19 protein-coding genes are annotated in these 19,121 nt (G+C 71.9%); 6 read left to right on the forward strand and 13 right to left on the reverse strand.

What is annotated here, in order from left to right; all coding sequences use genetic code 11:
* Window positions 1-5: 5 nt before the first annotated feature.
* The 4 genes from xylB to glmS all read right to left on the reverse strand — a co-directional run bounded on the left by xylB (window position 6) and on the right by glmS (window position 5,670).
* Complete coding sequence (gene xylB, locus ACLJQZ_RS38265; RefSeq protein WP_410625325.1) at window positions 6-1,454, reverse strand: xylulokinase; 1,449 nt, start codon at window positions 1,452-1,454, stop codon at window positions 6-8.
* On the reverse strand, window positions 1,444-2,277 hold the full coding sequence (locus tag ACLJQZ_RS38270) for a DeoR/GlpR family DNA-binding transcription regulator (protein ID WP_410625327.1): 834 nt from the start codon (window positions 2,275-2,277) through the stop codon (window positions 1,444-1,446). Before ACLJQZ_RS38270 ends, xylB begins: the two co-directional genes overlap by 11 nt.
* 65 nt (window positions 2,278-2,342) lie before the next feature.
* A complete protein-coding gene (locus tag ACLJQZ_RS38275; protein WP_410625329.1) occupies window positions 2,343-3,782 on the reverse strand; it encodes an NAD(P)H-hydrate dehydratase in 1,440 nt (479 codons plus the stop codon).
* Between the two features lie 25 nt (window positions 3,783-3,807).
* Window positions 3,808-5,670 carry a glutamine--fructose-6-phosphate transaminase (isomerizing) gene (gene glmS, locus ACLJQZ_RS38280; protein ID WP_326946042.1) on the reverse strand — a complete coding sequence of 621 codons (1,863 nt, stop codon included), beginning with the start codon at window positions 5,668-5,670 and terminating at the stop codon, window positions 3,808-3,810.
* Window positions 5,671-5,956: 286 nt separating this feature from the next.
* On the opposite strand from glmS, the gene ACLJQZ_RS38285 reads away from it, so the two are divergent.
* The gene (locus ACLJQZ_RS38285; RefSeq protein WP_326946041.1) at window positions 5,957-6,781 is read left to right on the forward strand and encodes a chlorophyllase/cutinase-like alpha/beta fold protein; all 825 of its coding nucleotides are present in this window, start codon (window positions 5,957-5,959) and stop codon (window positions 6,779-6,781) included.
* 52 nt (window positions 6,782-6,833) lie between these two features.
* Here the strand turns inward: ACLJQZ_RS38285 and ACLJQZ_RS38290 are convergent, their stop codons facing one another.
* From ACLJQZ_RS38290 to ACLJQZ_RS38310, 5 genes are all read right to left on the reverse strand, one after another.
* A complete protein-coding gene (locus ACLJQZ_RS38290; RefSeq protein ID WP_410625331.1) occupies window positions 6,834-7,307 on the reverse strand; it encodes a hypothetical protein in 474 nt (157 codons plus the stop codon).
* Window positions 7,308-7,352: 45 nt separating this feature from the next.
* Window positions 7,353-9,980: a WXG100 family type VII secretion target gene (locus ACLJQZ_RS38295; RefSeq protein ID WP_410625333.1), complete on the reverse strand. Its 2,628-nt coding sequence runs from the start codon at window positions 9,978-9,980 to the stop codon at window positions 7,353-7,355.
* The gene (locus ACLJQZ_RS38300; RefSeq protein ID WP_247060586.1) at window positions 9,980-10,291 is read right to left on the reverse strand and encodes a hypothetical protein; all 312 of its coding nucleotides are present in this window, start codon (window positions 10,289-10,291) and stop codon (window positions 9,980-9,982) included. Before ACLJQZ_RS38300 ends, ACLJQZ_RS38295 begins: the two co-directional genes overlap by 1 nt.
* A 149-nt stretch (window positions 10,292-10,440) precedes the next feature.
* On the reverse strand, window positions 10,441-10,701 hold the full coding sequence (locus ACLJQZ_RS38305) for an acyl carrier protein (RefSeq protein WP_247060584.1): 261 nt from the start codon (window positions 10,699-10,701) through the stop codon (window positions 10,441-10,443).
* Window positions 10,694-12,244, reverse strand: a complete 1,551-nt coding sequence (locus ACLJQZ_RS38310; RefSeq protein WP_410625336.1) for a fatty acyl-AMP ligase — start codon at window positions 12,242-12,244, stop codon at window positions 10,694-10,696. The genes ACLJQZ_RS38305 and ACLJQZ_RS38310 overlap by 8 nt, the downstream gene beginning before the upstream one ends.
* Window positions 12,245-12,274: 30 nt before the next feature.
* Here ACLJQZ_RS38310 and ACLJQZ_RS38315 point away from each other — a divergent pair, with 30 nt between their 5' ends.
* A complete protein-coding gene (locus ACLJQZ_RS38315; protein WP_410625338.1) occupies window positions 12,275-13,156 on the forward strand; it encodes a cytochrome P450 in 882 nt (293 codons plus the stop codon).
* A 44-nt stretch (window positions 13,157-13,200) separates the two neighbouring features.
* Here ACLJQZ_RS38315 and glmM read toward each other — a convergent pair whose 3' ends face one another.
* The 3 genes from glmM to rplM form a co-directional block, all read right to left on the reverse strand.
* The gene (gene glmM / locus ACLJQZ_RS38320; protein WP_410625339.1) at window positions 13,201-14,535 is read right to left on the reverse strand and encodes a phosphoglucosamine mutase; all 1,335 of its coding nucleotides are present in this window, start codon (window positions 14,533-14,535) and stop codon (window positions 13,201-13,203) included.
* Window positions 14,536-14,733: 198 nt separating this feature from the next.
* The gene (gene rpsI, locus ACLJQZ_RS38325) at window positions 14,734-15,348 is read right to left on the reverse strand and encodes a 30S ribosomal protein S9 (protein ID WP_410625341.1); all 615 of its coding nucleotides are present in this window, start codon (window positions 15,346-15,348) and stop codon (window positions 14,734-14,736) included.
* Between the two features lie 14 nt (window positions 15,349-15,362).
* Window positions 15,363-15,815 carry a 50S ribosomal protein L13 gene (gene rplM / locus ACLJQZ_RS38330; RefSeq protein ID WP_247060576.1) on the reverse strand — a complete coding sequence of 151 codons (453 nt, stop codon included), beginning with the start codon at window positions 15,813-15,815 and terminating at the stop codon, window positions 15,363-15,365.
* Window positions 15,816-16,077: 262 nt separating this feature from the next.
* Here rplM and ACLJQZ_RS38335 point away from each other — a divergent pair, with 262 nt between their 5' ends.
* Together ACLJQZ_RS38335 and ACLJQZ_RS38340 are read left to right on the forward strand one after the other, a co-directional pair.
* The gene (locus ACLJQZ_RS38335) at window positions 16,078-16,971 is read left to right on the forward strand and encodes a hypothetical protein (RefSeq protein ID WP_410625344.1); all 894 of its coding nucleotides are present in this window, start codon (window positions 16,078-16,080) and stop codon (window positions 16,969-16,971) included.
* A gap of 41 nt (window positions 16,972-17,012) precedes the next feature.
* A complete protein-coding gene (locus tag ACLJQZ_RS38340; protein ID WP_410625345.1) occupies window positions 17,013-17,717 on the forward strand; it encodes a DUF4333 domain-containing protein in 705 nt (234 codons plus the stop codon).
* 27 nt (window positions 17,718-17,744) lie between these two features.
* Here the strand turns inward: ACLJQZ_RS38340 and ACLJQZ_RS38345 are convergent, their stop codons facing one another.
* Window positions 17,745-18,113 carry a VOC family protein gene (locus ACLJQZ_RS38345; protein WP_410625347.1) on the reverse strand — a complete coding sequence of 123 codons (369 nt, stop codon included), beginning with the start codon at window positions 18,111-18,113 and terminating at the stop codon, window positions 17,745-17,747.
* 63 nt (window positions 18,114-18,176) lie between these two features.
* On the opposite strand from ACLJQZ_RS38345, the gene ACLJQZ_RS38350 reads away from it, so the two are divergent.
* Window positions 18,177-18,626, forward strand: a complete 450-nt coding sequence (locus ACLJQZ_RS38350) for a MarR family winged helix-turn-helix transcriptional regulator (RefSeq protein WP_410625349.1) — start codon at window positions 18,177-18,179, stop codon at window positions 18,624-18,626.
* Between the two features lie 50 nt (window positions 18,627-18,676).
* On the forward strand, window positions 18,677-19,121 hold a 445-nt coding region (locus ACLJQZ_RS38355), incomplete at its 3' end, for a helix-turn-helix domain-containing protein (protein ID WP_410625350.1).

The raw sequence follows: 19,121 nt of genomic DNA on the forward strand, positions 1-19,121 counted from the left end.
CGGGGTCAGTCCTCTCCGAAAGTCCGCCGGACCCCGTGCGCGGCTTCGCGCGCTTCGAGGTGGCGCTGCTGGATCCGGTGGCCCTCGGCGCGCTGCGCCTCGGTCGGCTCGTCCAGCTCGAGCCGTGTCTTCTGGGGGTTCTTGCTCTGCCCTTTTTCCTGCCAGGACGGGGGTTCCGCACCGGAAGCCAGGGCCCAGGCCGCCTGCCGCGCCGCGCCGATGGCGACGTACTCGGCGACCTCGGGCAGCTGCACGGGCACGCCGAACACGAGCGGCGCGACCGCGCGGACGGCGGCCGACTGCGCGCCACCGCCGATCAGCAGCACGCGGTGGACGTCGAGGCCGTGCGCGCGGACCGCGTCGAGACCGGCGGCCAGGCCGCACAGCATGCCCTCGACGGCGCTGCGCGCGAGGTTCTCCGGCGTCATGTTGGCCCGGGTCAGCCCGGCCAGCGAGCCGGTGGCGTCGGGCAGGTTCGGGGTGCGTTCGCCGTCCAGGTAGGGCAGGAACGTCAGGCCGCCGGCCCCGGGCTCGGCGCGCAGGGCGAGCCGGTCGAACTCGCTCAGCGTCGCGCCGAGCATCGTCGCGGTCGACGTCAGGACACGGGCGGCGTTGAGCGTGCAGGCCAGCGGGAGGAAGCGGCCGGTGGCGTCGGCGAACCCGGCGACCTCGCCGCTGGCGTCGGCGGCACCGGTCTCGGCGACGCCGAACACGGTGCCGCTGGTGCCCAGCGAGACGACGACGTCGCCCGGCTGCAGTTCGAGCGCGAGCGCGGCGGCCATGTTGTCGCCGGTGCCGGCGGAGACGAGCACGCCGTCTTTCGTGTGGCCGGCCGTGTCGGCCGGGCCGAGCACGGTGGGCAGCTCCGGCGTCCGGCCGCCGAAGGCGTGCGCGAGGACGTCGAGGCGGTAGGCGTTGTCGGACGGCGAGAAGTAGCCGGTGCCGGACGCGTCACCGCGGTCGGTGACCGGGTCGCCGCCGGTGAGCTTCCAGGTCAGCCAGTCGTGCGGCAGCAGCACGCGGGCGACGCGGTCGGCCAGCTTCGGCTCGTGGTCGGCCAGCCAGCGCAGCTTCGTCACGGTGAAGCTGGCGACGGGCACCGAGCCGACGGACTTCGCCCAGACGGACGGCCCGCCGAGCTCGTCGATCAGGTCGAGCGCGGCCTGCGCCGAGCGGTTGTCGTTCCAGAGCAGCGCGGGCCGGACGACGTCGCCGCCGTCGTCGAGCGTCACCATGCCGTGCTGCTGGCCGCCGATGCCGATGGCCTTGACGTCGTCGAGCAGCCCGGAGGTCGCTTCCTGGAATGCGCCCCACCACGCGGCGGGGTCGACCTCGGTGCCGTCCGGGTGCGGCGCGCGGCCGGTGCGGACGATCTCGCCCGTTTCGGCGTCGCACACGACGACCTTGGTCGACTGCGTGGACGAATCGATGCCGGCCACCAGCTCAGCTGTCATACGGCTGCCCCTCCTCGACGTGTTCGACGATCTCGATCGCCGTGCCCGCGTTGAGCGCGGCCTCGATCTCCTCGGTCGGCGTGGTTTCGCCGGTGATCAGCAGGTCGTAGTCCCCGACGTTGCCGTGCGCGTAGGTCGCGGTGCGGCCGAACTTCGAGTGGTCGACGACGAGGACGCTGTGGTTCGCGATCTTCAGCGCGGTCTTCTTCAGCTCCGCGTAGTCGCGATCGGGGTGGTAGAGCCGCCCGATGGCGACCGCGGTGACCGACACGAAGGAGACGTCCGCGCGGATGCTGTCGAGCAGGTTCAGCACCTCGGGCCCGGCGCAGGAGTCGTACTCGTGGCTGTAGCGGCCCCCGGCGAGGACGACGTCGACCTTCGGGCCCAGGAGGCGCGCGGCGTGCAGCGAGTTGGTGACGACGGTGAGGGCGTCGATCTCGGCGAGCCGCTTGACCAGCGGAAGGAGCGTGGTGGAGTCGTCGACGAAGACGGTCTGCCCGGGCTGGACGTGGTTCGCGGCGGCCTCGCCGAGCGCGTCCTTCTCGCCGTGGTGGAGGGTGTCGCGGAAGCGGGCGGCGGTCTCGATGGTGAGCGCCGGGTAGGCCTCGACCTTGCCGCGCAGCTTGCGCAGGAGGCGACGTTCGTCGAGGTCGTCGAGGTCGCGGTGCATGGTCATCAGGCTGACCTTGAATTTTGTTGTCAAGTCGTCGATGCGGGCTTCACCCTGCTCGATGACGTGATCGAGGATGTCCTGCCGCCGCTGTTCGACGACAGCATCGGACGGCCGGGTCTTCCGGTCTCCAGACGCTGTGCCGCCGCTCACACGCACTTCTTACCAGATTTAACGCCCGGAGTTAACAGAGAACTCGATAACTCTTCGCACGAGGCTCACTTCAGGGAGCGGATCGAGCGGATCGCCTCCGGAATCGCGTGGACCAGCGCCGAGGACGACGTCGGGGCGTTCCGGGCCGCGATCGCCCCGGTCAGGGAGTGCACGTGGGCCGCCGCGGCCGCGGCCAGCCACGGGTCCAGGCCCGCCGCCAGCAGCGCGCCGAGCAGACCCGACAGGACGTCGCCCGAACCCGGCGTCGCCAGCCACGCGCCACGGGGCGTGTTGACCGCCACGCGGCCGTCTGGGGCCGCGATCACCGTGACGTACCCCTTCAGCAGCACGACCGCGTTGTACCGGCGAGCCGCCTCGCGCGCCGCCATCACGCGGTCCGCGCCCGGCTTCCGGCCCATCAGCCGCTCGTACTCGCCCGCGTGCGGCGTCAGCACCAGCGGGGTGCCCGGGTCGCGCGCGTCGAGGACGTCCGGGGACTTCGCGATGATCGTCGTGGCGTCCGCGTCCGCGCACACCGGCAGGCCTTCGCCGAGGACGTGCCGCAGCACGTCCCGCCCTTCCGAACCCGTGCCGATGCCGGGCCCGACCGCCCACGCCTGGACGCGCCCGGCGTCCGCGACCGTGCCCGTCGCGATGACCTCCGGCCACTGCGCCCGGACGATGTCGGCCGCGTGGCCCGCGTAGCGCACCATCCCGGCCGTCGCACGGACCGCGGCTCCCGAGGTCAGGACCGCCGCGCCCGGGTACTGCGCCGAGCCCGCCGCGACGCCGACCACGCCCTGGCTGTACTTGTCGTCCTCGGGGCCCGGCACCGGCCAGGCCGCCGCGATGTCCGCGATGTCCAGCCGCCGGATCGACGGCTCCCCCAGCTCCGGGCCGAGCCCGATGTCCACCAGCACGACCTCGCCGCACCACGTCGGCGCCAGCACGTGCACCGGCTTGCGGCCGCCGAAGGTGACCGTCAGCGTGGCCCGCACCGCCGGGCCGTCGACGGCGCCGGTGTCCGGGTCGACGCCGCTGGGCAGGTCGACCGCCACGATCGGCGCTTCCACGAGGGAGACCAGCCGCGCGGCTTCGGGGCGCAGTGAGCCCGAAGCGGAAATCCCGACGATCCCGTCGACCACGACGTCCGCCCGGGCGATCCACTGTGGACCGTCCTCGGCGGACACGACCCGGCCGCCCGCACGGCGCAACGCCGCGAGCCCGGCCTCGTGCGCCCGCGAACCCAGCAGGACAGCCGTGACGGCGACGCCGCGACGGCGCAGGAAAGCCCCGGCCCACAAGGCGTCGCCGCCGTTGTCACCGGAGCCGACCAGCAGCACGACCCGGCGTCCCGGCACCGTGCCGGTGTGCTCGGTGAGGAACTCCGCGAGCCGCACGGCGAGCCCGAACGACGCGCGCCGCATCAGCTCGCCCTCGGGCGTGACGGCGAACAGCCGCCCCTCCGCCTCGCGAATCCGTTCCGTGGTCCAGATTCCCTGCACGGCTCGACCCCTCGCTTACGCTGTGTTACTCCACGGTGACAGACTTCGCCAGGTTACGCGGCTTGTCGACGTCGTACCCGCGGGTGCGGGCGATCTCCGCGGCCAGCACCTGCAGCGGCACCGTGGACACCAGCGGCTGCAGCAGCGTCGGCACCGCGGGGATCTCGATCAGCTCGTCCGCGAACGGCCGGACCGTCTCGTCACCCTCTTCGGCGATCACGATCGTGCGCGCGCCGCGGGCCTGGATCTCGCTGATGTTGGACACCAGCTTCGAGTGCAGCACCGCGCGCCCCTTGGGCGAGGGCATCACGACGACGACCGGCAGGCCGTCCTCGATCAGTGCGATCGGGCCGTGCTTGAGCTCGCCGGCGGCGAAGCCCTCGGCGTGCATGTACGCGAGCTCCTTGAGCTTCAGCGCGCCTTCGAGGGCGACCGGGAACCCGACGTGGCGGCCGAGGAACAGCACGGCCTTCGAGTCGGCGATCCGGCGGCCGAGGTCCCGCACCTGGTCCACAGTGGACAGCACCTTCCGGACGGCCGCGGGCATGGCCTCCAGCTCGGCGAACTCGCGGGCGACCTCGTCCGGGTACTTCGTGCCGCGGGCCTGCGCCAGCGCCAGGCCGACCAGGTAGTTCGCCGCGATCTGGGCGAGGAACGCCTTCGTCGAGGCGACGCCGATCTCGGGGCCGGCGTGCGTGTAGAGCACCGCGTCGGACTCGCGCGGGATCTGCGCGCCGTTGGTGTTGCAGACGGCCAGCACGCGCGCCTTCTGCTCGCGGGCGTGCCGGACGGCCTCCAGCGTGTCCGCCGTCTCGCCGGACTGCGACACGGCGACGACGAGCGTCGCGCGGTCGAGCACCGGGTCGCGGTAGCGGAACTCGCTGGCCAGCTCGACCTCGACCGGCAGGCGGCACCAGTGCTCGATGGCGTACTTGGCGACCAGGCCGGAGTGGTAGGCCGAGCCGCAGGCGACGACGAAGACCTTGTCGACGTCGCGCAGGTCCTGGTCGGAGATGCGCTGCTCGTCGAGGATGATCCGGCCGTTGTCGAAGTGCCCGCGAAGGGTGTTCGCCAGCGCCTCGGGCTGCTCCTCGATCTCCTTGAGCATGAAGTACTCGTGGCCGCCCTTCTCGGCGGCCGAGAGGTCCCAGTCCACGGTGAACGGCTTGGCCTGGGCGGCGTCGCCGTGGAAGTCGGTGACCTCGTAGCCCTCGCGGGTGATCACGACGAGCTGGTCCTGGCCCAGCTCGACGGCCTCGCGGGTGTGCTCGATGAACGCCGAGACGTCGGAGGCGACGAAGTGCTCGCCCTCGCCGACGCCGACGACCAGCGGCGACGACCGGCGCGCCGCGACGATCGTGCCCGAGTGGTCGGCGTGCGTCACGACCAGCGTGAACGCGCCTTCGAGACGGCGGCAGACGGCGGCGACGGAGGCCGCGAAGTCCCCGGCGGTCTCGCCGCCGGTGTACGCCCGCGCGATCAGGTGCGCGGCGGTCTCGCTGTCGGTGTCGCTGGCCATCTCGACGCCGTCGGCTTCCAGCTCGGTGCGGAGGGCGGCGAAGTTCTCGATGATGCCGTTGTGCACGACCGCGACGCGCTCGGAGGCGTCCCGGTGCGGGTGCGAGTTGCGGTCCACCGGGGCACCGTGGGTGGCCCAGCGGGTGTGGCCCATGCCGGCGGTGCCGGCGAAGCTGCCGCGGCCGACCTTGTCCAGCTCGGCTTCCAGGTTGGCGAGCCGGCCGGCCTTGCGCTCGACGTTCAGCGCGCCCGCGCCGTCGAGGACCGCGACGCCGGCCGAGTCGTAACCGCGGTACTCCATGCGCCGGAGCCCGCCGAGAACGACGTCCAAGGCCGGGCGGTGTCCGACATATCCCACGATTCCACACACGCGCACCAGCCTAACGAGGGACATTCACTGGGCTGACCGGGCACGTGAACCGCCCGCGACCTGCGCGAACACGAGCTACCGTGGTCCGGACCAATACAAAACCGGGTGACCCCGCACCGGCACGCTTCCGCCCCCTCCCGAGCGCCCCAATGTGGCGTTGGGTGCATCTGACGCACCGAACGCCACATTGGGTGCGTTGGACGCACCCAACGCCACATTGGGGCGTTCGAGGGGAGCCGGGGCGGCGAGCGAGCCGGGGCCGGGCGCGGGCAGTAGGGTTCCGGCCATGGCCAGCAAGCCCAAGCAGCTGCTCGCGGAGCTCAAGCACCCGGGTCCGCACGAGGTCCTCCGGGGCAATCTCGCCCTGGTCGGCCTGCCGGGTGTGGTGTACACGCCCCGCGCCGGTCTCGGCCTGCCCGCCGTCGCCTTCGGGCACGGGTGGCTGCAGCCGCCCGACCGGTACCGGCAGCTCCTGCACCACCTCGCCAGCTGGGGCATCGTCGCCGCGGCGCCGGCCACCCAGCGGGGGCCGCTGCCGTCCCACCGGCTGCTCGCCGCCGACCTGCTGACCACCCTCGACGTCGTCACGACGGTCCGCCTCGGCCCGGACGGCATCAGCGTCGACCCGGCGAAGCTCGGCCTCGCCGGGCACTCGGCCGGCGGCGGCTCGGCCGTGCTGGCCGCGGCGCAGGACGCGCAGGCCGAGAACCCGCGGATCCGCGCCGTCGCGACGATCGCGGCCGCCCAGACACTCCCGCCGGCGAGCGAGGCCGCGCGCGGCATCACCGTCCCGGGCCTGCACCTGGCCGCCGAAGAAGACCTGGTCGCGCCGGCCGTCGGCCACGCCGAGGCGATCTCGGACAACTGGGGCGGCGACGACGTCCAGCTGCGCACCCTCGGCAAGGCGTCCCACCTCGGCGTCGCCGAGGGCCGGCACTGGTCGCAGCTGATCATGCACGGCAAGCCGCACCGCGGCACGCAGCAGCTCACCCGCGCGCTGTTCACGGCGTTCTTCCTGACCCACCTGACCGGCACCGACAAGTACCGGCCCCTGCTGGAGGCGGACGTCAAGCGCGCGACCATCGAGCGCGAGGACGAACCCGCGCACTGACCACACGAGAAAGGCCCGGCGAGGTTCGCCGGGCCTTTCCGCTGTCGGAACCTCAGACCAGCCAGCTCGTGCTGGAGAAGTCGTCCTCGTCCTCGACCGGACGCGCGTGCCGTCCCCGCGGTCGCTGCGGCTCGGGTGCCGGGGGCGGTGGCTCCGGCGTAGGCACGGGCGCCGTCACCGGCTCGGGCCGCGGCGCGGCCGCGGCCGGAGCCGGAGCCGCGGGGAAGCTGTTCGTCGGCGTCGAGTCCTCGTCCTCGCCGCCGAACTGCATCAGCGACTCGCGGCCCTTGTCGGCCAGGGTCTTCTCCGTCGCCCAGCCGCCCGCGCTCTGCTTGCGCTTGTTGAGCTCGTCCATGTGCTCGGCGTACTTCTGCGCGGCACCCAGCTCGTTCTTCAGGCCCTCGCGCGCCTGCGTCTCGGCCTCCGCGACGCGCCGTTCGCGCAGCCCCCGCTGCTCGTCCTGCTCGCGCGCCGCGGCGTCCATCGTGGAGATCGCCGCGCGGTACCGCTCTTCGGCGCTGCTCATCGCCCCTCCTCAGCTCTCACTCGAAAGCCCTCCCAGAAAAGCCCGTCACCGGTCGTACCGGATCGAGCGCTCACCCTCGTCGTCCAGCGAGCCGCTGATCCGGCCCTTCGCCCCGCTCGTCTCGAAGACGCCGCCTTCGATGCGGTACTGGCTGGGGCCGCGCTGCTGGTCGCCACCGCCGCCCCCACCCCCGGGCGAGCCACCCATGCCGCCCATCATCCCGCCCATGCTCCCCATCCCGCTCATGCCGCTGGCCGAGCCGCTCGCGGCCGCCTGGTGCATGCCGGGGTCGACCGGGGTCGCACCGAGCCCGCCGCCGTCGGCCGCGGGCAGCGACGCGTCGCTGCCCGTCTGGGCGCCCGGCTCCAGCGACACCGCGCCGGCGAAGTCGGCCGTGGTGTGGCCACCGGTGACGGCGGAGCCGAAGTCGCTCGCCCCGGCCGTGGTCGTCGAGTCGCCGCCACCGCCGGTCCCGGCGTCGGCCGTGGCCAGCGCCGGTTCGGCCGTCGCGTCGGTGCCGAGGTCACCCGAGAAGTCCATGCCCCCCGGCGTGCTGAACCCGCCGCCACCGCCGCCGGCCGACGAGCCCTGCGTCAGGCCCGGGTCCGGGTTGTCCGGCGCCGGGTCCTTCGTCAGCGGCGACTCGGCGTCCGCGTCGTGCCGGATCTCGGCGGCGACGCCACTGCCGCTGTCCGGCCCGCCGGCCGCGCCGTCGGACCCCCCGGTGCCGCCGGGGGTCGCGCCGGACGTGCTCGTGCCGGACGCCGCGCCGGTCCCGTCGGCCTTGAGGTCGTCGGCCTTCGGGCCGTCCTTCGAGTCCAGGGTGTAGGTGGTCGGCTCGCCCTTGCCGTCGTCGACGGTGACGACCGTCGGCCCGCCGGGGCCTTCCGGCCGCTCGGCGGTGATCTTCAGGTTGCCGTCCTGGATGTGGATCTTGCCGTCGGCGCCCGGCTTGTAGCTGCCGTCGGCCGATGGCTGCCCGTCCTTGACGGCGTGGCTGCCCTGCGGCCCGAAGGCGGCGTCTTTCGCGCCGTCCTTGCCGTCGGCGCCCTTGGCCCCGGCCTTGTCGTCGTCACCCCAGTCGAGGGGGTAGTCCTTCTTGTGGCCCTGGCCGTCGTCGACCGTGATGTCCATCTTGCCCTGCTTGTCGGGCTCGGACATCTCGATCGTGTTGTCGCCCTTCTTGACCGACACGGTCTCCGTGTCGTCGGCGTCCTTGATGGCCTCGCCGGTCTTCGGGTCGATCGGGTACGGCTCGCCGGTCGACGGGTCGACCTCGAGGGGCTTGCCGGTGACCGGGTTGGTGCCGGCGTCGTCCGGCTTCGGCGCGGCGTCCTCGGGCTTCGGCGGCTCGCTCGCGGACGGCGTCGTGGTACCGCCGCCCCCGCTGCCGGTGCCGGTGCCGCCACCACCCGTGCCGGGCCCGCCGCCGGTGCCAGGGCCGCCGCCACCGGTGTTGGAGTCCTTGCCCCCGCCGCCGGTGCTGGTGTCCTTGCCGCCGTCACCCTTGCCCGTGTCCGGGCCGGCACCCTTGGCCTCGGTCAGCTGGTTGGTGTAGCCGGACAGGTACTGGTCGAGCGCGCCCCACTGCTGGTCGATCGTGTCCTTGGCGGACTTGCAGGAGCCGTTGAACGCGTTGATCAGGCCCTGGTACTCGGTGGTGAACGCGCCGTCGCGCCAGTAGCGGCAGACCTGGCGGCCGTACTCCTTGTTCTCGTCGTTGAAGCCGCAGTCGTCGTTCTGCAGCCGCTCGGCGAGGTTCGTCTGGTTGCCGTTCTGCGCGTTGACGCCGTCGACCCAGCCGGCGACCTTCATGAAGTCGTCGAACTCGCCGGTCTCGCCGTTCGCGATCTTGAGGACGTCACGGGCCATGGAGATGTCGGCCTGGGCGATCGTCGTGCGGTGCAGCGCGAGGACCTCGTCGACCTTCTTCTTGACGGCGTCGAAGACGTGCCCGACGGTCTCCGGGAGCAGCTTCGCGGCGCCGTCGATCTGCTGGGAGAGCTCCTTGGCGTGCGGTTTGATCGCCTCGTCGTACTTGATCTCGGCCGCGTTGGCGCCCTTGCCCTTCCACTCCCCGAAGAGGGTCTGGAGCTCGGTGTCGCTCTTGGAGAGCGTGTCCTCGACGACCTTGTGCGCCTTGCCCAGGTCGTCGGCGTCGGTGAGGAACTTCTGGTACTGGATGCCGCGGTTCTCGTGGAACTTGTCCTTGAGGTCCTTCTGCGGGTCGAGCTGGCCGGTGCCGCCCTTGATCTTGTTCCAGATGTCGGTGGTCCACAGCACCAGGAAGTCGACCGTGACGTTGCCCTGGTCGAGCTGCTCGTCGGAGCTCTTCGCGCCCGCGTTGAGCGTCGGCTTCGCGATTCCGTCGAGGTTCTTCTTCGCCTGGTTCTTGCGGTCGGTCTGGGCCTGCTGTTCCTTGCCCTTGGCCTGCGATTCCTGCTGGGCTTCCTTCAGCCGGTCGTCGACCTCGCCGTCGGAACCGGTGGGATAGAGCGGCGTGGTGGCCCAGTTCCGGTCGGAATACCCGTCGATGTATTCCTTGGCGTACTTTTCTTCTTCGTCGTTGAAGTTCCAGGTGTCCTTGTCGTACGCCTCCATGAGGGCGGATTTCTTTTCCATGGAGACGTTCGGGTCGTCGAGGACCTTCTTGATGTCAGCCCATTCGGCCATTACTTGCTCCCCGCCGCGTTGGCCTGCGCACCCGCGTCCGATTCCTGCGTGGTGTACTTCCCGCCCGCGGTACCGATGCCACTGCCGAGGTTCATCAGCGCGTTCGACAGCCCGGTCATGCCCGCGCCGATCTCGTCGATCCCGGCCTTGTACTTGCCGAAACCTTCCTGGTGGACGCGGCCGAAGTCCGCAGCCACGATCGCCGTCGGCGCGACTTTCTTCGCTTCGCCCGCCGGGTCGTCCGCGACGTCGTTGAGGCGGATCTGCGCCCGCGTCATCGCTTCCGAACTCGCCGTATAACCGTCTGGCATGGTGGCTGCCCCCTTCGATCCCACAGTCCCTGGCACCTGTTCGAAGACTGTGACGCGCCCGGACGCCGATCGGTGCCGTCGCAGATGCACACAGAGTCTAGCGTTCGGCCGTATGGCCAGCCGCGACTTCGGAAAAGTGCGCCCAGGAGTCACCCGGTGGCACGCTGGGCCTCGACGGCTTCGGAAATGACCTCGGCGACACCCCGGACGTCGACCAGCCGGTCGAGCTCGTCCAGGTCGACGGAGACGCCGAAGCGGACCTCGACCCGCGCGAGCAGCTGGATCCGCTGCCGGGACGTCAGGCCGATGTCGTCGAACGGCGTCGAGTCGGCGAGCCGGTCCGGCGGGAGCTCCAGCGCGAGCGCGACGATCTTCCGGATCTCGTCGGCGTAGGCGGCCGCGTCAGTCATGGCGCCCATTCTCACCCCACCAGCGGTCCCGGGCCGCGGCGCGGGAGACCTTGCCGCTGGAGGTGCGCGGCACCGCGCCGGGCCGGACCAGCCACAGGCCGCGCAGGGGCAGGTCGTGACCCGCCGACACGGCCCGGCGGACGGCGGTGGCCACGGCGTCGTCGTGGTCCGCGGCGCCGACCACGGCCGCCACGCCCTCGCCGCGGCTGTCCCGCACCGCGAACGCGGCGACCCGGCCGGCCCGGACGGCGGGGTGCGCGGCTTCGATCGTGGCCTCGATGTCCTGCGGGTGGTGGTTGCGGCCGTCGACGATGATCAGGTCCTTCAGCCGCCCGGTGACGTACAGCAGGCCGTCGTGGACGAAGCCGAGGTCGCCGGTGCGGAGCCAGCCGGGCTCGGCGAAGGCGTCGCCGCGGTCCGGCCGGCCCCAGTAACCGTCGGCGACGTTGGGCCCGGCCACCCAGATCTCTTTGTCGACGATCCGGACGCGCTGGCCGTAGGGCCGGCCCGCCGAGACCAGCCGCTCGCCGTCGAAGTCCGTGATCGTCGGGCCCTCGTCACCCGCGCTGGCGACGAACACGGTGGCCTCCGCCAGCCCGTAGCAGGGCTTCTGCGCGGCCCGGGGCAGCCCGAACGGCGCGAAGGCGCGATCGAACGCCTCGACGGTGGCCGCGCGGACCGGCTCGCTGCCGTTGAGCACCGAGTTCACCTGCGACAGGTCGACGTCTTCGAGCTCGCCGGCGGCTTCCGCGGCCAGGTCGAAGGCGAAGTTCGGGGCCGCCGTGATCGCGCCCGGGTGCCCGGCCAGCAGCCGGATCCAGCGGAGCGGGTCGCGCACGAACTCCATCGGCGTGAAGAACACCGAGTGCGCGCCCAGGAACACGGGCGTGCCGATGAGCAGGACCAGGCCCATGTCGTGGAAGAACGGCACCCAGCCGGCGAGGTGGGTCGACGCGTCGGCGTGGTAGCACTCGGTGGTCTGCCAGCAGCTGGCCACCAGCGCGCGGTGGGAGATCACGGCGCCGGCCGGGCGGCTCGTCGAGCCCGAGGTGTACTGCAGGTAGGCGGGGTCGGTCATGGCGACCGCGGCGGGCGGCTCGACGTCGTCCGGCTCGACGTCCTCGATCGCCAGCAGCCCCTCCGGCCGGGACGCCAGGCTCCCCAGGAGGTTCTTCGACGTCAGGATGACCGACGGCGTGGCGTCGGCGAGGGCCGACTCGAGCCGGGCGCGGTTGGTGCGGCCGGCCGGGACGGACAGCGGCACCGCGACGCGCCCGGCGTACAGCGTCCCGAGGAAGCCGACGACGTAGCCGAAGTCCTGGCGGGCGACGATCGCCACCCGATCACCCGGCCGGGTGACACGACGCAGCTCACGGGCGATCCCGCGGACCTGCGCGAGCACCTGCGGCCACGTCAGGGTGTGATCGACAGGTCCTGGGAACACCCGGCAGGTGAACGCGGGCCGGTCGGCGGCCGCGTTGCGGAGCAGGAGGTCCGTGAGGGGCGTGGTCAGGACCTCGTCCGGGACGGCTGCGGGCGGCACCGCCTCATCCTGCCCTACGGTGTGGATCCGATGGACGAGTTCGAACGGCACGGGATCGCCGTGGTCGAGGGCCGCGACGCGGCCGCGCGCGCCCTGCGGTCGCCGGAGCTGACGTCGGATCCCGGGCTCGGGTCACCCAGCGTGCTGCTGCGCGACGGCGACGGCCACACGCGGGTGCGCGGTGTGCTGCGGGAGATCATCGCCACGCTGGAGCCGTTCCCGGACGCGGTCCGCGGCGGCGTCGAAACGGTCGTGGGCGCGCTGGGGACGTCGTTCGACCTCGTGCGTGACTTCGCACGGCCGGTCGCGGGCCTGGTGACGGCCGCGGTGCTGGGCGTGCCGCTCGACGACGTCTTCCTGGACCACCTGGAAGCGACGACGGCGAACCTCGACGTCTTCGGCGGCACCGACCGGCGAGGCCAGGCGTCGGCGTTCCGGCTGTCCGTTCAGCTCAGCCGGGCCCCGGCCGAGCCGGGCAGCGGCCTGGCGGCCCTGCGCGCGGCGCACGCCGCAGGCCGGCTCGACGACGACGAGCTGGCGATCAACCCGGTCGTCCTGGCGCACGCGGCGTACGAGAACTCGCTGAACTTCCTGGCCTGCGCCGGACTTTCGCTGGCTTCGGGCGTCGCGTGGACGAGCGTGCGTGACCTGGCGGCCGAGATCTGCCCGGCCCGGTACGTCCTGCGGTTCGGCGCCGACGGCCCGGTGGCGATCTCCCTGACCGACGGCTTGCCGTTCGGCCTCGGCCGGCACGCCTGCCCAGGCTCCGGAGTGGCGCTGGCGGAGGGCGAGATCGCGCTGCGCGCGCTGGCCGACGTCCTCGCCGGCGGGTGCCGGGTCGAGGACGTGCGGTGGAAGACCCACCCGGTGTTCCGCGGCCTGGCCTCGGCGCGGGTTCTCGTGAGTGTTTAGGGCGGTTCTAACCGCCCTAAACACTCACGAGAGCCGCGGCAGACTCAGGAAACCGCCGAGACCACTCCGGCGAGGCGGTCGGCGGCGGCCTGGGCGGTGGCCTGGGCCGGGGCCTCGACCATCACGCGGACCAGCTGCTCGGTGCCGGACGGGCGCAGCAGCACCCGGCCTTCCTCGCCCAGCTCGGCCTCGACCTCGCCGACGGCGTCGCGGACCTCGCTCGACCCCGCGACCGCCGCCTTGTCGGCGACCCGGACGTTGATCAGCACCTGCGGCAGGCGGTTCATCACGGCGGCCAGGTCGGCGAGGGACTTGCCCGTCTCGGCCATGCGGCTCATCAGGCGCAACGCCGTCAGCAGGCCGTCGCCCGTGGTGGCGTGCGCCGGGAGGACGACGTGGCCGGACTGCTCGCCGCCGAGGGCGAAGCCGCTGGACCGCAGCTCCTCGAGGACGTAGCGGTCGCCGACCGCGGTGGTGACGACGGTGATGCCGTGGGCGCGCATCGCCAGGTGCAGGCCGAGGTTGCTCATCACGGTCGCGACCAGCGTGTCCTTGGCCAGTTCGCCGGACTCGGCCAGCGCGAGCGCCAGCACGGCCATGATCTGGTCGCCGTCGATCAGCTCGCCGGCGGAGTCGACGGCCACGCAGCGGTCGGCGTCACCGTCGTGGGCGATGCCGAGGTCGGCACCGTGCTTGACGACGGCCTCGCGCAGCCGGTCCGGGTGGTTGGAGCCGCAGTGCTCGTTGATATTGACGCCGTCGGGCTCGGCGTACAGCGCGACGACCTCGGCGCCGGCGCGGCGGTAGATTTCGGGCGCGGCGGCGGACGATGCGCCGTTCGCGCAGTCGACAACGACCTTGAGGCCGTCGAGCGAATGCGGCGTCACCGCGAGGAGGTGCTCGGCGTAGCGGTCGAGCGCGTCTTCGACGTCCGTGACACGACCCACACTGGCGCCGGTCGGACGGACGGCGTTCGAGGCCAGGCCGGCTTCGATCTCGTCCTCGATGCCGTCGGGGAGCTTGTGCCCGCCCGAGGCGAAGAGCTTGATGCCGTTGTCCGGCATGGGGTTGTGCGACGCGGAGATCATCACGCCCAGGTCGGCCTCGAGCGAGCCGACCAGGTAGGCGACGGCCGGCGTCGGCAGGACGCCGACCCGGCGCACGTCCGCGCCGGCGGAGGTGAGCCCGGCCACGACCGCGGCTTCGAGCATCTCGCCGCTGGCGCGCGGGTCCCGGCCGACGACCGCGATGGGCCGGTGCGAGCGGTCGTGCGCGGCGAGGACGCGGGCGGCGCTGGCGGCGAGCGCCAGCGCGAGTTCGGGCGTCAGCTCGGCGTTGGCCAGACCACGTACCCCGTCGGTACCGAACAGGCGTGCCATCGATCGACCTCCTCAGAGCGGCTGCGGCAGCGCAACCACCACGACAACCTAACGAGCGTTCCCGGGCGCACTCCCCCACCCCCGAATGTCGCTCCGAGCACGGGAAATGCGACATCGGCCCGGGCGGATCGGTAAAAACACCGAAGCGCCCATCCGATGGACGGATGAGCGCTCCGGTGGGTTGCGCCAGAGGCGCGATCAGCGCTTGCTGTACTGCGGGGCCTTACGGGCCTTCTTGAGGCCGTACTTCTTCCGCTCCGTGGCGCGCGCGTCACGGGTCAGGAAGCCGGCCTTCTTGAGGGCCGGGCGGTCGTCCGCGTCGACCTCGATGAGCGCACGGGCGATGGCCAGGCGCAGCGCGCCGGCCTGACCCGAGACGCCGCCACCGTGCAGGTTGGCGAAGATGTCGAACGCGTCCGGCTTCTCGACCAGGACCAGCGGGTCCTTGATGAGCTGCTGGTGCACCTTGTTCGGGAAGTACTCCTCGAGGGTGCGGCCGTTGAGCTTGAACTCGCCGGTGCCCGGGACGACACGCACGCGAACGACGGCTTCCTTGCGGCGGCCGACGGTCTGGGCGTTGCCGCCCGCGGCCCGCGACGGGCGCGGGGCGGTGGCGGACTCGCTGGTCGCCGCCGGGGTCTCGCTGGTGGCGACCGGGGTCTCGCTCGTCGCGACCGGCGTCTCGCTGGTGGCGACGGGAGCCTCGGGAGCTTCCGTGGTTTCGGTCGCCTCGGTGGCTTCCGGGGTCTCGACGGCGCCGGTCTCGGTCGCCTCGGTGGTGACCTCGGCGGTCTCGGGCTCGGTGCTGGTCACAGACTGTTCCTCACTCACTGCGCGACCTGCGCGATCTTGGTGATCTCGCGCACCTGCGGCTGCTGCGCGGTGTGCGGGTGCTGCGGGCCGGCGTAGACCTTCAGCTTCTTGGCCTGGGCGCGGCCGAGCTTGTTCTTCGGCAGCATGCCCTTGACGACCTTCTCGAGAAGGTGCTCGGGCTTGGTGTCGAGCAGCTCGCCGAAGGACCGCTTGCGCAGACCGCCGGGGTAACCGCTGTGCCGGTAGGCGAACTTCTGCGTGCGCTTGTTTCCGGTGAGCGCGACCTTCTCGGCGTTGACGATGATGACGAAGTCACCGGTGTCCACGTGCGGGGCGTAGGTCGGCTTGTGCTTGCCGCGCAGCAGCGTGGCGACCTCGGTCGCGAGCCGGCCGAGCACGACATCCTCGGCGTCGATCACGTGCCAGGCACGAGTGACGTCGCCGGGCTTGGGGCTGTACGTGGGCAAGGGTCTACCTCGTCGTCAACATTGCGTGTGGGTTCTGTGCGGGCCTAGCGCGCTGATGCGCCGCAACGCACAACGACATATGAAGATACCCCCACGCTCGCCGCAGCCACGCATCGGGGGTGGGTGGAAGCGCCGGGACAGCCCCGGCCCTCCGGACTCTACCCGGTTTTCCGGCCGAAGTGCCCGCACGCGCGGCGCCGACACGCGAGGATGAGACGATCCGGGCGCCCGGAGCACGGGCACAGGCGAGCAGGGGACGGCGATGAGGAAACGACCGACGGCGATCTTCGTCCTGGGGGCGTTCCTGGCGCTCGTCAGCGCCTGCGGCCAGGCCAAGGCGGGCACGCCGCTGCCGAAGGGCGACGACGCGGCGGACTACGTCGGCGGCAAGTTCGAGCAGGTGATCGGCAAGCTCGAGGACAGCATCACCGACACCCGCGACGTCACCAACTCGCTCGACGCCTACTTCAAGTTCGACGACAAGTGGGTCCACAGCACCGTCACCTCGGCCCGCACCGGCAGCCCGGAGAACCGGGTCGTGCGGCACCGCTCGCTGAAGAACCCCGACGAGATCATCGACACATACACCCCGGCGGACGGCCCGGTCGAGTACACCTACCTCGGCCCGATGTACGTGCAGAAGGGCGTCTCGCCGACGGCGTGGGTGTCGATGCCGAAGCCCGAGGCCGGCCTGGTCCAGCCGTGCGTCTGGGGCGGGGTGCTGACCCCGTGCCGGATGGCCGACTCGACGGTCGACGCCTACCGGGCCGACAAGCGGGCGGTCCGCGGGGCGAAGAGCCTCGGTGACGGCAAGACCGCGCTGACGGTCAACGTGCCCTTCGAGGTCTTCGTCAAGAACCGGGTCGAGATCCTGCCGGCCAGCGTCACCAGCCTGATCGGGCCGGAGCTGAACAAGGCCATGGTGCCGACCACGATCACGCTGAACCCGGACGGCAGCCTGGTCTCGTTCGCGATGGACGCCAAGTTCGGCGGCGACAGCCACCAGGTCGAGCTCAAGTACGAGTTCAAGTTCACCGGCCCGGCGAGCCTGCAGGACATGCCGAAGCTGCCCGACGCGGCGCAGATCACCGTGCTGCCCGACCGCGCGGCGATGGACGACTTCTACCGCCGGCTCGGCGACGCGCAGGGCAACTGAGCCGTGGCCGTCTCCCCCCGCCCGACCCGAGGTGATCCCCGATGACCCAGCCGCCCGACCAGCAGCCGCAGTGGTGGCAGCCGCCGGCCAACCCGCCGGCGCCGGGCCAGCCCCAGTCCCCGGCCTGGCAGCCGGAGCAGCAGGCGACCGGCCCGCATTCCGGGCAGTGGCAGCAGAACGACGCCCCGGGCGCGGCCACCGGGTCCTACACCGGCCAGTGGGCCCCGCAGCAGCCCGGCCCGAGCGGGTCGTTCTCCGGGCCGTGGCAGGGACAGCAGAACGCCCCGTGGCAGCCGCAGCCACCGGCACCCCAGCAGGGCGCCCCGGGCGGCGGCCGGCCGGCGCAGCAGCCGGACCCGCAGTACGGCGGCGGGTTCCAGCCGTCGCAGTACGGCGGCCTCGGCGCGTTCGCCGCGGCGCCCGAGAAGCGGCCGAAGTCGAAGAAACCCTTGCTGATCGCCGGGATCGCGGTCCTGGTGCTCGTGCTCGGCGGCGGTGGCGCGTGGCTGCTCGGCGCGTTCCGCGGGGACGTCCTGGACCAGGAGTCCCTTCAGGACGGTGTGGTCAAGGTCCTGAACGAGAACTACGGCGAGCCCGACGTGAAGAACGCCCAGTGCCCGTCGAACGAGGCGGCCCAGAACGGCACGACCTTCGACTGCACCGTGCAGATCGGCGGCCAGGCCAAGAAGGTCACCGTGCGGGTGCTCAACGACCGTCCCGAGTACGAGGTCGGCGCGCCGCACTGAGTTCCCGGCTCGCCACCGTCCGGCCGGTCAGGCGCGGTCGTGGAGGGTGATCTGGTAGCCGTCGGGGTCGGCGAAGGTGAACGTCCGGCCGAAGGGGCCGTCGATCGGCGCGGAGACGATGGTGTGGCCGCCGGCGACGAGAGCGTCGTGGATGGCCTGGACGTCGGTGGCGTGGAGCCAGATCGCGGCACCGATGCCCGGCTGGGCAACGGATGCGAGATCAGTGCCGGGAACGACGTCGCGGAGTGCGAACGCGATCGGCTTCGTCTCGAAGACGACGGCGTGCGGCGGTCCGGCCGGCGAGCGGACGAGGCCGAGGTACTGCTCGTAGAACGCCTGTGAGGCGGCGAGGTCGCGCGCTTGGAGCGAGATGAAGTCGGGGCCGGTGACGGGCATGGTGGTGCTCCTTCTTTCCGTGTCAGTCTTCTGACACGAGTCAACCTATGTCAGAATACTGACATGAGTCAAGACGGTGTCGGCGTCGACCTGGAGACGTCACTGGGCTACCTGCTGAAAGAGGCGTCGAGCGCCCTGCGCGCGGCCATGGACGAGGTGCTGCGGCCGCTCGGGATGAGCGTGACGCACTACTCGTGTCTCGAGCTGCTGGCCCAGCGACCGGGCTTGTCGAACTCCGAGCTCGCGCGGGGCGCGTTCGTCACACGGCAGTCGATGAACGTGCTGCTCCAGAACCTGGAACGAGAGGGCCACGTGACCAGGCCCGAGGCGGCCCCCGTCGGGAAGGTGCTGCCCACACGGCTCACGCCTCGCGGCCGGCGCAGCCTCGAGAAGGCGACCGTGGCGGTGCGGTCCGTCGAGGTCAGGATGCTGGCCGGGATGACCGAAACCGAGCAGTCGGACGCGTTCCGGATCCTGCGGAGCATGATCCGGTCCCTGCGCGACGGCGGCTAGTGTCGCGCGTCGTTAATTGGCTTACGGTCGCGGGTTTGCGATGATAGGTCATGCTTTCGTCGGCGTTGGTGGTCAGTGGCGAGGACCGGGCGGTGCTGGAGTCGTGGACACGGTCGCGGGCGATCCGGGCCAGTCATGTCGAGCGGGCCAAGATCGTGCTGGCGGTCGCGGATGGGCATGGAACCGCGGGCACCGCTCGGCTGATCGGGGTTTCCCGTCCGACGGTGATCAAGTGGCGTGACCGGTTCGTCGTGCGTGGCTTGGCGGGGTCGGATGACGAGCCTCGGCCGGGGCGGCCGAAGATCGTGGACGATGCCAGGATCATCGCGGCCACTCTCGAGCCGCCGCCGGAAGCGTTGGCGGTGACGCATTGGTCGAGCCGGCTTTTGGGCCGGCACCTGGGTGTCGGCGACGCGACCGTGGCCAGGGCGTGGCGCAGATATCACGTGCAGCCGTGGCGGCGGGAGACGTTCACGTTCTCCACCGACCCGGAAC

This window comes from Amycolatopsis sp. cmx-8-4 (genome assembly GCF_046548675.1).
Taxonomy (GTDB): domain Bacteria; phylum Actinomycetota; class Actinomycetes; order Mycobacteriales; family Pseudonocardiaceae; genus Amycolatopsis.